The 13599-nt window shown below is 54.6% G+C and carries 11 protein-coding genes; all 11 read left to right on the top strand.

Annotated features, from left to right (window positions below; all coding sequences use genetic code 11):
• The first annotated feature begins 18 nt into the window (after positions 1-18).
• Positions 19-1050, top strand: a complete 1032-nt coding sequence (locus P9J64_09710; GenBank protein MDG5468591.1) for a LysM domain-containing protein — start codon at positions 19-21, stop codon at positions 1048-1050.
• A gap of 270 nt (positions 1051-1320) precedes the next feature.
• Positions 1321-2415: a DNA-processing protein DprA gene (dprA, locus tag P9J64_09705; GenBank protein ID MDG5468590.1), complete on the top strand. Its 1095-nt coding sequence runs from the start codon at positions 1321-1323 to the stop codon at positions 2413-2415.
• Between the two features lie 27 nt (positions 2416-2442).
• The gene (locus tag P9J64_09700) at positions 2443-2916 is read left to right on the top strand and encodes a DUF494 family protein (GenBank protein ID MDG5468589.1); all 474 of its coding nucleotides are present in this window, start codon (positions 2443-2445) and stop codon (positions 2914-2916) included.
• 66 nt (positions 2917-2982) lie between these two features.
• A complete protein-coding gene (gene topA / locus P9J64_09695; protein MDG5468588.1) occupies positions 2983-5394 on the top strand; it encodes a type I DNA topoisomerase in 2412 nt (803 codons plus the stop codon).
• 161 nt (positions 5395-5555) lie between these two features.
• On the top strand, positions 5556-6866 hold the full coding sequence (gene trmFO / locus P9J64_09690) for a methylenetetrahydrofolate--tRNA-(uracil(54)-C(5))-methyltransferase (FADH(2)-oxidizing) TrmFO (GenBank protein ID MDG5468587.1): 1311 nt from the start codon (positions 5556-5558) through the stop codon (positions 6864-6866).
• A gap of 113 nt (positions 6867-6979) precedes the next feature.
• On the top strand, positions 6980-9025 hold the full coding sequence (locus tag P9J64_09685; GenBank protein ID MDG5468586.1) for a sensor domain-containing diguanylate cyclase: 2046 nt from the start codon (positions 6980-6982) through the stop codon (positions 9023-9025).
• A 28-nt stretch (positions 9026-9053) separates the two neighbouring features.
• Positions 9054-9662: a Maf family nucleotide pyrophosphatase gene (locus P9J64_09680; protein ID MDG5468585.1), complete on the top strand. Its 609-nt coding sequence runs from the start codon at positions 9054-9056 to the stop codon at positions 9660-9662.
• Between the two features lie 6 nt (positions 9663-9668).
• A complete protein-coding gene (locus P9J64_09675) occupies positions 9669-10352 on the top strand; it encodes a YggS family pyridoxal phosphate-dependent enzyme (GenBank protein MDG5468584.1) in 684 nt (227 codons plus the stop codon).
• A gap of 100 nt (positions 10353-10452) precedes the next feature.
• Complete coding sequence (locus P9J64_09670) at positions 10453-11094, top strand: HAD-IA family hydrolase (protein ID MDG5468583.1); 642 nt, start codon at positions 10453-10455, stop codon at positions 11092-11094.
• On the top strand, positions 11091-12422 hold the full coding sequence (locus P9J64_09665) for a hypothetical protein (protein MDG5468582.1): 1332 nt from the start codon (positions 11091-11093) through the stop codon (positions 12420-12422). Before P9J64_09670 ends, P9J64_09665 begins: the two co-directional genes overlap by 4 nt.
• 156 nt (positions 12423-12578) lie before the next feature.
• The gene (locus tag P9J64_09660) at positions 12579-13586 is read left to right on the top strand and encodes an ArsJ-associated glyceraldehyde-3-phosphate dehydrogenase (GenBank protein ID MDG5468581.1); all 1008 of its coding nucleotides are present in this window, start codon (positions 12579-12581) and stop codon (positions 13584-13586) included.
• Positions 13587-13599: the final 13 nt, after the last annotated feature.

Raw genomic sequence — 13599 nt, 5'->3', positions numbered from 1 at the left:
CCACGACTAGGGGGAAACATGAATTTCAGACGTATTATTCTGACAGCCTGCTTACTGCTTATGATCTTGCCGGGGATAGCCCTTGCCAAGGAGGAACCGATCATCTACACGGTCGAGCAGGGAGACACCTTGTGGGGGATTTCCCAGCGTTTCATCAAGGACCCTCATTACTGGCCGAACCTCTGGTCCAACAATCCTGATATCGGCAACCCTCACCTGATCTATCCGGGCCAGAAGTTGCGGATTTACAAAGGACGCATCGAAATCATCCCGATCGGAGATGGGACCGAAGGGGGAACCAGCGATGTTGGCGCAGCCGTTGTTACTCCTGATGAAATCTTGCTGATTTCCACCTATGGCGGAGCTCACAGCTATATAAGCTCCGAAGAAGAAGAATCATTGGGAACCCTGGTTGACACCGTCGACAATCGCGTCATGGTTACAGTTGGCGACAAGGTTTTTCTCGAGATGGCGGACCTGGCAGCCACCAAACCCGGTGACGTCTTCGAGTTAATCACCATGGGGCCAAGAGTCTTCCACCCGGCAGGGGAGAAGAAGTTCGGCCACCAACTCGAGAAAAACGCCATCGGTTTTCAGACAATTCAGCTGGGAACCCTGGAAATTAAAAAGGTGACACCATCGGTTGCGGTCGCCGAAATTATCACGGCCACCCGTGAGATCAAACGTGGCTCCAAACTGCGCCCCTACAAGCAGGTTCCCGACCGGATCCCCCGTATTTTCTCCGACACGGTCGTTGAAGGCTACATCGTCTCTGACGATATCGGTAAGCTGGCCATGGGCCAGTGGGAAGTCATTCTCCTCGACATAGGAGAAGAGGAGGGCCTTCAGGTCGGTCATGAGCTGGATCTTTACCGTAAGCGTGAAGCGACTGAGCAGGCAGACAAGACAAAGGCTTTGGAACTTCCTGACATCGACCTGGGAGATGCCATCGTTCTTGAAGTTCGCAAGGGCTTTGCCGAGGCGTTGATTACCCGCACCACTAACCTGCCTCTCTATCGTGGTGACAAGGTCAGGACCAAGACCCAATAACTCTGGGGAACGTCTCTCTGGAAGACCTAATCGTTGAAAAGGATGGGCCATTTTATTGGCCCATCCTTTTTTTCTGTTAAAGACTTCACCACAGAAGCCCTGGGAAGCCGAAAAAGAGCAAGTCTCGTTATATTTTAGTCAGAGTGGCCGAATATTTTCATTTTCGTTTGTTGCATTGTCAACGGGATGCTTTATCTTTAGATCTCTGTTTGAACTTATTTGTCATTTTATTCAATGGAACACTTGTCATAGTCTGCATGGAGGGATTTTATGGATCACCTGCTGCCATGGTTGCGCTTGCAACTCACCCCCAATCTTGGCCGAGTCGGCCTGATCTCCCTGATCAAACATTTCGAAACACCTCAAAACGCACTTCAAGCCGCCAGGAGAGGATGGCCCAATTTACCTGGCCTGCGGCAGGGGCTGGCAGACCTGGTCCCTGACTCGAATGCGGATACAGTACAACAGTCCTGCCAGAGCCTGAATAAAATGAACGGCTGGGTCATCACTCTCTGGGACACAGGCTATCCTCAGCGCCTCCGCCAGATTTCTGACCCACCTGCGCTGCTGTACGGCTGCGGTGTCCTGCCTGAAGAACCATATCTTGCCATCGTCGGGGCACGGTATCCGACAGAGGTCGGGAGAAGTTTCACCGAAAAACTTTCTGAGCAGGTGGCAGACGCCGGTGTTGTTATCAGCAGTGGCCTTGCCCGCGGCATCGATACTGCTGCCCACCGCGGTGTTATAAATGGTGTGGGCAAGACTGTGGCCGTTCTCGGTTGCGGTCTCGATCATGTTTATCCCCCGGAAAACAAAAGTTTGTATCAAAAGATCATAGAGCAAGGCGCACTGCTCTCCGAATACGCTCCCGGAACAGAACCTTTGCCCGGGCATTTCCCCGGCCGCAATCGCATCATAAGCGGCTTAAGCAAAGCAACCCTGGTCGTGGAAGCTGCCTGCAACAGCGGCTCACTGATTACGGCCGAATTCGCCCTCGAGCAGGGGCGAGACGTCATGGCCGTCCCCGGTGGCATAGACCGCAAAACCAGCTATGGACCAAATCTTCTTATCAAACAAGGCGCGCATCCGGTTACGGAAGCCTCGGAAGTCCTTGAGATTCTTGGCATGACCGGAGCGAGCAGAAAAAGTGCTTTCAACCGTCAAAAAACAGGTTACAACCTTTCGGAACCGGCCAGCAAGGTGCTCTCCAAACTCGACCTAAACCCGCGTCACAGCGATGAACTTGCTGGGGAAAGTGGGTTGACACCTATGGAGCTTTCGGCTATTTTACTGCAGCTAGAGCTACAGGATTATGCTGAAAAGCTGCCGGGCGGTCGTTATATACGAGGTCGCCAGGCACGCTGAAACTTTGAAAAGTACAACGGAGTCTGCTTGAGAGAACGGGTCCTGGCAATTGTAAGCTTCATCGCCCAATACTTTCTCGATGATCGTGACATGGCGACAGAGAACGATCTTGTCGAAGAGTTGCTTTCTGTTGGTTTTGAGGCCGAAGAGATCGATGCTGCTTTCTGCTGGATGGAAAGTCAGGCACTTTGCGCACCAACCGGCAGCGAAACCTCGTTGAACATCCCATCGCTCAGTCACCGGGTCTTTACCACAGAAGAGAACCGGGCGCTGTCTTCAGATGCCCGCGGCTTCTTAACCCGCTTGAGGACCATGGGGATTCTGGATGACGACGTTCAGGAAGAAGTCATCGACAAGGCTCTGCTGATGGCAGAAGACGAGGTCACCCTGAAAGAGATTAAAACCATTACGGTACTGGCCATGTTCGCCAACTCACAGAACGAATGGCGCAGAGAATTCGACTGCCTGCTCGAAGATGACTGGCAACGCCTACTTAACTAACACGCTAAAGGCTGCAGGACATTCTGCGGCCTTTTTCATTTCCAAGAGAAGATTTGACTGAAAATTATGGCGAATTCACTGGTTATCGTAGAGTCACCGGCCAAGGCCAAAACCATCGAGAAGTTTCTCGGCAAAGGTTATCAGGTCCTGGCGTCCTATGGACACGTTAGAGATCTCCCCAGCAAAGACGGTTCCGTTGACGTCGATAACGACTTCCTCCCCAAGTATGTCGTTTCAGCCAAAGCCAAAAAACAGCTGACGATTCTGAAGCAAGCTCTCAAAAAGGCTGACAACCTGGTCCTCGCAACTGACCCCGACCGCGAAGGGGAAGCCATCGCCTGGCATCTGCTGGAAGCTCTCGGCGTTGATGAAAAAGGTGATTCGCCTCATGTCAGCCGGGTCGTCTTTCACGAGATCACCAAGGACGCTGTCAACGAAGCCATCGCCAACCCGCGCCAGATTTCGACGGAAATGGTCGATGCTCAACAGGCTCGCCGTATCCTCGACTACCTGGTTGGCTTTAACCTGTCACCGGTGCTGTGGCGCAAGATCCCCGGAAGCCGCTCCGCAGGTCGTGTCCAGTCAGTTGCCCTGCGACTGATCTGTGAACGAGAAGAAGAGATCGAAGCCTTTCAGTCCAAGGATTACTGGACCATCGAGGCCACTATGGCCAACGCTGAGAAGACCACTTTTTCGGCGAGGCTGCACACCATCGATGACAAGAAGGTTGCCTCCAGCGCCAAAAACCTTGAGTCAAATGCCTACCAGGTGATTGCCGATCAGAAAGCGGCAGAGGCCCTGGTTGAAGAGATCAAGCCTCTTCCGGTACAGGTCTCAACTGTCAGTCGTACGGAAAAGAAGCGCCGTCCGGCGGCACCCTTTACCACCAGCACTCTGCAGCAGGAAGCTAACCGCAAGCTCGGCTTCTCGGCGCGCAAGACAATGTCAACGGCCCAAAAACTCTACGAAGGTGTTGACACCGGCGATGGCCCCGTAGGTCTGATCACCTATATGCGTACCGACTCGGTGACACTGTCCAACGTCGCCATCGAAGAGGCTCGCCAGGTGATTGAGGAACGCTTCGGCAAAGAGTATGTTCCTGCCAAGCCGCGCACCTACAAAAGCAAAGCGAAAAACGCACAGGAGGCTCACGAGGCGATTCGCCCCACCGGCCTGGCACGCCATCCGGAAACGCTCAAGACCTTTCTCGATGGCGATGAGCTGCGGCTCTACAAGCTGATCTGGGAGCGCACGATCGCGGCCCAGATGGCAGATGCCCTGCTCGACGCGACCACAATCGATATTCTCGCCGGTGAAAAATTCCTGTTCCGTTCTTCGGGACAGGTGGTTCGCTTCCCGGGATTCATGAAAGTCTATATTGAGGGCAAGGACACGGAGAGCGAAGAAGTTGAAGGTCTCCTGCCCAGCCTCGAGGAGAAAGAGGCTCTGAGCTTCGAAGAGCTGCAGGGCGAAGAGCATACCACCCAACCGCCACCACGTTATACGGAAGCCTCTCTGGTCAAGATTCTGGAAGAGAACGGGATCGGCCGACCATCGACTTACGCAGCCACGATGAACACCCTGGTAGAGCGTAACTACGTGCAGTTGATCAAGCGTGTATTCCACCCGCAGGACCTCGGGCGTGAAGTCATTCGTTTCCTCCTACAGTGTTTCGACAAGTACGTCGACTACCAGTTTACAGCCAACATGGAAGATGATCTCGACGCCATTGCACTTGGCAAAGGCGAATGGAAGTCTTTCCTGAAAGACTTCTGGATTCCTTTCAAGAAAGAGGTTGAGGTTGTCAAAGAAGTCCGCTTTGTCGGTGAGCCTCTTGATGAGAAATGCCCTGAATGCGAACAACCACTGACCAAGAAGTACGGCCGCAACGGTTACTTCATCGCCTGCGATGGCTACCCTGAGTGCAAATACACCCGCCCGGTCAACGGTGAGCGCAATGCAGAGGTGGTCCTCTCTGACGAGAAATGTGAAAAATGCGGCAAACCGATGCAGTTCAAGGAAGGACGGTATGGCAAGTACCTGGCCTGTTCAGGCTATCCGGATTGCAAGAACAACCAGCCGCTGATCAAACCGAAATCCCTCGACATCGAGTGCCCTTCCTGTAAAGAAGGCGAGATCATGGAAAAGAAGAGTCGTTACGGCAAAATCTTCTATTCCTGCAACCGTTACCCGAAGTGCAAATACGCACTCTGGGATCAGCCTTTTGAAGAGCCTTGCCCGAAATGTGCTTTCCCGCTGACCGTCGAGAAGACCACAAAGCGTGCTGGCACCGTACGCAAATGTCCTCAAGAGGAATGTGATTATCTGATCACCCTGATTGAGCCCGAGGTAAAGCCGGCCGCAAAAAAAGCTCCGGCTAAGAAGACTGTCAAGAAAACCACGGCCAAGAAGGCTCCGGCGAAAAAGTCGACGGCAAAAAAACCGGCCGCCAAGAAAACGACTAAAAAAGACGCCTGAGTTAAGGTTGATATACAAAACAGAAAAGGCCGGGCTGATTGCTCGGCCTTTTCTGTCCTCTGCGCGGAATTAAGCTTTTAGCTTTGCTTATCACACCACATACCCGCTAAAATATTGATTCACGACTACAAACAACTCTTAACCCCTTTGGAATATCCATCATGACACCCATCACAATTATCGGTGCAGGCCTCGCCGGCTGTGAAGCCGCATGGCAAATTGCCGGCAAAGGCATCCCGGTCGATCTCTTTGAGATGCGCCCGCAGCGGATGACACCCGCGCATCAGAGTGACCGCCTCAGCGAGCTGGTCTGCTCCAACTCCCTGCGCGGCACCGGCATGCACAACGCGGTCGGGCTTCTGAAGGAAGAGCTGCGCCGTTGCGGCAGCCTTTTCATCACAACCGCCGACGCACATGCGGTTCCGGCCGGAGGCGCGTTGGCTGTCGACCGGGAAGGCTTTGCTAAGCAGATCACCCGCAGCATCGATGAGCATCCTCTGATTACCCTGCATCGGCAGGAGATCACAGAGATTCCTGATGACCGTATTGTGATCATCGCCAGCGGTCCACTTACCTCTGAGGCCCTGGCTGAAAAGATCGGGGCCCTGACAGGCCAGGAGCACCTATATTTCTACGATGCCATAGCACCGATCATAGAAGCCGATTCGATCGATATGGAGAAGGTTTATGCCGCCTCACGCTACGATCGTGGCGGCGCAGATTACCTCAATTGCCCCTTTGACAAAGAGCAGTACCTCGCCTTCGTTGAGGCTCTTTGTAAAGGAGATAAAGTGGTTCCGCATGATTTTGAAAAGGTAGTCCACTTCGAAGGCTGCATGCCGGTGGAAGTTCTTGCCGAACGCGGTGAGATGACCCTGGCCTTTGGTCCCATGAAGCCGGTCGGTCTGCGTGACCCGCGAACCGGGCGCGACCCCTTCGCTGTCATTCAGTTGCGCCAGGATGACAAACACGCCAATCTTTACAACCTGGTCGGATTTCAGACCAAATTGACCTACCCGGAACAGGAGCGCGTCTTCCGCACCATACCCGGTCTGGAGAAGGTCCAGTTCGCCCGACTTGGCAGCATGCACCGTAACACCTTCATCAACGCGCCTGCCTGCCTGACCGAGACCATGCAATTGAAGGGCGCTGCCAATATCTTCTTTGCCGGGCAGATCACTGGCGTCGAAGGCTATGTCGAATCTGCCGCCAGCGGTTTTTTAGCCGGCCTCTCGGCCGCGGCCTGTTATCAGGAACACAATTTCCCGTCACCCCCCTTGACGACGGCCCTGGGTGCCTTGCTCAACTACCCGGTCACTGCATCAGCGGAGAACTTTCAGCCGATGAATATTACCTACGGTCTCTTCCCGGCACTTGAGCAACGTATCCGCAAGCGCCGTGACCGGCGTCAAGCCTTGGCAGATCGTGCCCTGGCAGACCTTGATCTGTGGTTTAAAGCTGAGAAACAGTAACATCTACAGGATTGCCAGAGGACTAAATACCTGTTAGCCTTAGAAGTTAATATCAGCAAATATTTTCGATCGCGCAATCTGTTTGAATTTTCAAATCGCATCGGGGGCAAGCGGTGGCACATACCACATCACCTTTCAAACTGGTCGATTCACGAGACCTGCTTGAAATGCTGCGCCAGCATCCGCTCAGCGCGCAGTTTAACCTCGCTCTTTATTCTGAAGAACAGGGACGTGGAGGCCTTCTCGCAGCAATTCAAACCATCTGTGCTCCCCTCAGTGGAGAGCTCCGCTGTACCGCTGAGTGCTGTCGAGCCTGGGACGCTGGCATCTCACAAGCCATGCTGACCAACCAACCTGTCATCCAAAGCTGTGCACAAGGCTTCATCTGTTTCATCGTGCCTCTTCCTGAAAGCAGTGATCTTCCCGATTGCCTGCTCGGCGGCGGGGTCTTTGAACAGAGCGAAACGGCACGCCGCAAACGGGAGAGCGCGAATCACCACGAAAGCAAACCTCTGCTCCTCGAATCAGGAAACACATCTCAGCTGCTCAGCCTCTCAGAAGCCGAATCCATGGCCGATGAGATCTCCCGCTCGTTGCCGCGACTACTCAACCAGCAACTGCACTCCCTCAGCCTGGCCCGCACCACGAAAAGGCTGGAAGCCGTGCAGAATCTGTCTCGGGACCTCGCCGACTGCACAGAGAGTGAGCAGGCGGTCGCAATCGTCAGTGAAGCCCTGGTCGTCCTCTTTAACTTGCCCAAAGTTCTGATCGTCCTGCAGCAGCCTGGCCTCTCCATGACCGTTCACTCAACACTCGGTCTAGATCCGGAGAGCTTTCAACTGGATCAGAAACATCTCGCCGCCCACTTTGACAATACAAGCGGACACCCGGAGGTCCTCTCTGCTGAAGAGCTGAAGATATTCTTCCCGGGATTAGAGACCCAGACAGCACATCTGTTCCCGCTCAAGGAGAACAACAGATACCTGGGAGCCATAGTGGTCCTGGACATCAACCTTCACAGCCGTGACCAGGCCCTCATAGAACTCCTGATCAATCGTCTGGCTAGCCGTCTGGAAAGTCTGAAAACCGCCGAAGGGCGACAGCTTGAACGGCAATTCTCAACGCGCATGGTTGCCATGATCAGCGAGCTATCTCTGGCAGGAAACCGTCGTGACCTCTACCAGAAGCTCCTTGAGATGTCCTCCGAACTGTTGACCGCAACCAGTGGATCCCTGATGCTCTTACATGAGACAGAAGGGACCCTGAAGATTGAAGCCGCCAAGGGGATGACCTCATCCCTGGCAAAGACCATGTCTGTGGCCTACGGCGAAGGGATTGCCGGTCAGGTCGCCAAGAGTGGCTTCCCGATGCTGGTCAACGATATAGAGAGAGACACCCGAGTGGCCACGAAAAACAGACCACGCTTCAAAACCAAGTCCTTTATTAGCCTGCCTCTCGAAGCCAATGATCGGCTGATCGGCGTCCTCAACCTGGCAGACAAAGAAAATGGTATCAACTTTACCGAAGCCGACCTCAACCTGATACAGACTTTTACCGGCCATGCCGTACGCATGATCGATCGGGCCGCGACCCTGGAGAAAGCCGGCAAGTTTGAGCAACTCGCCATCACCGACCCACTGACCGGTCTCTATAACAGACGCTTTCTCGAAGACCGCCTGCAAGAGGAATTCAGCCGCGGAGAACGCCAACAGCAGAACTTCTGCATCATCCTGGCGGATCTGGACAACTTCAAAATTTACAACGACTTGTGTGGTCACCTGGCCGGAGACAACGCCCTCCGCAAAACAGCTGAGATCATTCGTCGTTCGGCCCGCGAAATGGATGTCATCACCCGTTACGGAGGAGAAGAGTTTTGCCTGATCCTGCCGGCAACCGGAAAAAAAGAATCTGTTTTTGTCGGCGAACGGATTCGCCGGGCCATAGAGGCCGAGAGTTTCCCGGGTGAAAGCCACCTTCCTCTCGGTCGCCTGACAACCAGCATCGGCATCGCGACTTTCCCTGCTGATGGCGTCACGACCAATGAACTGATCCATGCCGCAGATCTGGCCCTCTACAGTGCCAAACAATCAGGGCGCAATCGCCTGGTTCTTTACGAAGCCAACATGGAAGGTCAAACCCTCCTCTCGCATCAAGATTAACCACCCAAGCAAGCATCGGAAGTCACATATGCCTCAAGAGCTTCAGGATATTGTCCTCGCTTCAGCGTCACCCCGTCGTCGCGAGCTTCTCAGCCAGGTCGGCATCACCTTTCAGGTCGTGCCAAGCAATGCAGACGAAAGTCTGTTGACAGATGAAACACCGGAAGCTCATGTCGTACGCCTGAGTTGTGACAAGGCGATGGAAGTTGCCAACCGCCCCCAACAACAGGGGCGCTGGTTCATCGGCAGCGACACCGTCGTGGTCCGCGACCAAGACCTCCTCGGCAAACCGGTTGATGCGACAGAGGCCGCACTGATGCTTTCGAGCCTTTCCGGTCGCAGTCATCGCGTCATCTCCGGCTACGCTGTTCATGATCGCCAGACGGGTCGCACAATCAGCTCTGCGGTCACCACCAAAGTCTTTTTCAAGGATTTGACAAGTCAGGAAATTGAAGGGTACATTGCCACCAGGGAACCCTTTGACAAGGCTGGCTCCTACGCAATCCAGGGGATTGGTTCCTTCATGGTCCCCAGGATTGAAGGCAGCTATACCAATGTCGTCGGCATTCCCCTCTGTGAAGTCATTGCTGCCCTTGAAGAACTCGGCGCAATAGAACTTTTTGCTGTCCCAGACTGACCTTTTATGAATATCGCAGACAACATCAAGCGAATCTCGGAACGCATTGCAACCATCTGCCAGGGGTGCCTGCGTGACCCTGCAGCTGTGCGGCTGATAGCCGTCTCCAAGAAAAAGCCTGCTGTAGACATAGAGGCTGCGGCAAGCGCCGGGCAGAGGTTGTTCGGAGAAAGCTATGTGCAGGAGTGTGTTGCCAAGATTGATGAGGTAGGCACTGAGGTCGAATGGCACTTTATCGGCGCGCTGCAGACCAACAAGGTTAAATACCTGCGCGGCAAAGTGGCCATGATTCACTCGGTTGATCGCCTCTCCCTGGCAAAAGAGATAGATCGTCAGTGGGGCAAGGACGACGCCTGTGTCGACATTCTCCTCCAGGTCAACCTGGGCGAAGAGGAGAGCAAAGGGGGCACCACCGCTGAGGCCCTGGTCGACTTGGCTCGCAAGGTTGCGCCACTGCCGCACCTCCGCATCAAGGGCCTGATGGCCCTGCCTCCCTGGGGGGCTGACCCTGAAGAGGTGCGCCCTTACTTCCAGCAACTGCGTGAACTGGCAGAAACTATTGATGCCCTGGGCCTGCCAAAGGTCGCCATGCAGGAGCTCTCCATGGGCATGAGCCACGACTTTGAAGTGGCCATTGAAGAAGGCTCGACCATGGTACGCGTCGGCACTGCGATCTTTGGCGCAAGATAGAAACAAAGCTGTAAGCGATAGAGCCATAAGCTTTAAGTTTAGACCTTACAGCTTAAAGCTTACGGCTTATAGCTAATCCCCCTCAGACCTCAGGTTTAATATGTCTATTGATACATTCCTCTTCGATCTCGACGGTACCCTGGTCGATTCCATCCCCGATCTGACCAAGGCCATTAATCTGCTGCGAGAAGAACTTGACCTGCCTGCCGTCACCAGCGCCCAGGTCCGTGGTTATGTTGGCGACGGCGTTGGCCTCTTGCTACAGAGGGCTTTACCTGAAGAGCTGTTCAACCAGAACCGCCGCAAACGTTTCATGGAGATTTACACCGAGCATTTGACTGACGAAACGGTCATCTACCCCGGCATCATGGAGTTCCTCGCCATGCATAGCGACAAAGCTATGGCGGTGGTCACCAACAAGCCACAACACCTTGCCGACATCCTCGTTGAGCGCCTTGGTCTGTCGCCATTCTTTCTGCATATCATAGGAGCTGAGCTTGCCCTGCAGAGGAAACCGCATCCCGACATGGTTCATCATGCCCTGAAACTACTTGACTGTGATCCTGAACGAACCGTTCTGCTCGGCGATCATCATGTCGATCTGCGCGCCGCACATGCAGCCAAGGTCAAATCGTGCTTCTGTCACTGGGGGCTCGGCCACGACGATGGTCTGCGAGCAGATTTCCAGGCCGGACAGGCCACCGACCTGCCTCTCTTGTTTCCCGCAGGCGAGCCCTCTTGAGAGATGCCCACCTGACCCAAAAGGACGTTGCCCTCTTCTTCTTTCCCCTGCTGCTCAACGTCCAGTTGATGAGCGTTTCCCACTCGATCATCAACGCCGGACTGGCACGCCTGGAGGATGCTGTCGTGGTTCTGGCCGGATTCTCGGTCGCCATGGTTCTGCACCTCTTTGTCGCCTCGCCATCTTACCAAAACCATACGATTACCATTGCCATGGTGCGCGGCCGCAAATCTCTCATCGGCATGACCCTGTTTGTCTTCCTGATCGCCACCTGGGTCTCTATCCTGCTCGCCCTGCTTGCCTTCAGCCCGGTCGGCACCTTCATCCTTGATCACCTTCTCGGTGTTGCCCCCGAGGTCGCAAAAGGTGCCCGTGACACCCTGGCTTTACTGGTTTTCCTGCCCTTTATCACCGGTCTGCGCGGCCTCTTCCAGGGGCTGGTGATTCGTGCTCGCAGAACCAGCCTGGTTTCTTTTGCCACGGCAGTACGCATCATCATGCTCTTTGCCTATCTCTGGATCGGCCAGCTGTGGTTCACAGGCACCCAGGTTGCCGCCTTCGCCTTGCTCGGTTGCGTTGGCACAGAAACACTGGTTATCGGATTCTTCGCCTGGCGGGTAAAGCTCCCCGCTGAAACTGATGACGAAAATCGCTTTGTTGAAATTCTACGCTACGGGCTCCCCCTTGCCTTCTCATCGGGCCTGCAACAAACAGTGCCGTTAATTATCAACGCCATCATCAGCCGGCTCCCCGACGGCACTCTCGCCCTGGCAGCCTTTGGTGTCATCCGGGGCTTCCTCTTTCTTCTGGCCGGGCCGATGCGCAACCTGCAGCAGGCTTATCTGACGCTTGTGCACAAAGAAGAAGACAGCCAAACCCTGACGCGTTTTTTTCTAAAAGTCAGCGGCGGAATGGCTTTGATCATGCTGCTGCTTGCCTGGCCATTGAACGGCCCCATCCTCGGCACTGTCATGGGCCTGGACGCGGCCATGCAAGAATACATCGCCTGGCCCTTGACTGCCTGCGCCCTCTTCCCGTTTCTTTACGGTGCCGCCAACCTTTTACGTGGTTGGTTTGCCGGTGCTCATCTCACGGCGAGACTGGGCTATTCAACCTTCTACAAAGCCCTGTTGATGGTTGCTTTCTGGCCAGTTGTCACGCTTCAGATCCTTCCTCTCCCCGGCATCGCCGTGGCCATTTTCTTACTACTGCTTGCGGAACTTTGTGAAGCGGGATATCTTTACCGTCAGCGCGGCAAACTGTTAGAAAGGCGTGGGCTTGTGCCGCTTGATGCAAAAGCCGTAGAATACAGGGATGGAACCACGTGAGAAAAAACATCCCTGCCCGGACTGCAATTGCTGCCAATGGTGTTCCGATGATCGCTGCCGCCTCTGCCTAAAGCCCTCCCGAAGCTGTGGCCAGAAGCTCTCCATAGCCGAGCAGATTGCTCTTTACGAACAAATCAACGATAACGAAAGAAAACCATGATTATACGAGTTGGTATCAACGGCTTTGGCCGTATGGGGCGCCTGGCGTTAAGAGTGGCACTCGATTGTCCTGACTACGATATTGTTCATATCAATGAGGTTGCAGGTGGGCCGCGAACGGCAGCTCACCTCCTCGAGTTCGACTCTGTCCACGGCCGTTGGCAGCGTGACATTCAGTATACGGAAGGCGCTATTCAGGTTGACGGCCAGGCAATCAGTTTCAGTGAGTGTGCCAGTCCTTCTGAGATCAACTGGGAGGCTTACGATGTTGATATCGTCATCGAAGCCTCGGGAGCTTTTCGCACCACACAAGAGTTGGCCCCGCATTTCGAGAACGGCGCGCGTAAGGTGATCGTGGCGGCTCCGGTGAAATCGGGCGCTCTTAATGTGGTCATGGGCGTCAACGACGACCTTTACCAGGCTGACCAGCACCATCTGCTCACCGCGGCCTCCTGCACAACCAACTGCCTGGCTCCGGTGGTCAAGGTACTGCACGAACAGATCGGCATCGCCCACGGTGTGATCACCACCATCCATGACCAGACCAACACCCAGACGATTGTCGATGCTCCCCACAAAGACCTGCGCCGCGCCCGAGCTGCCAGCCTCTCTCTGATCCCGACCACCACCGGCTCGGCGACAGCGATCACCCTGATCTACCCCGAGCTTAAGGGCAAGCTCAACGGCCACGCCGTGCGTGTTCCCCTCTTGAACGCCTCGATCACCGATGCTGTTTTTGAGATGCAGGAAAAAGTCACCAATGAACAGATCAATCAACTCTTCCGCGAAGCAGAGAAAGCCGAGCTGCAGGGCATACTCGGCGTTGAAGAACGGCCGCTGGTCTCCGTCGATTTCAAGAGCGACCCGCGTTCGGCGATTGTCGATGCCTTATCAACCATGGTCGTTGATGACACACAACTCAAGCTGTTGGTCTGGTACGACAACGAGATGGGCTATGTCCACCGCATGATGGAACTCTGCAGCAAAGTAGCCCGATCCCTCTAACGATGGAGTTCAA

It is taken from the genome of Deltaproteobacteria bacterium IMCC39524 (assembly GCA_029667085.1).
Taxonomy (GTDB): Bacteria; Desulfobacterota; Desulfuromonadia; order Desulfuromonadales; family BM103; genus M0040.
The sequence above is the reverse complement of the archived record's forward strand: the minus strand, read 5'-3'. Positions and strand labels throughout refer to the sequence as shown.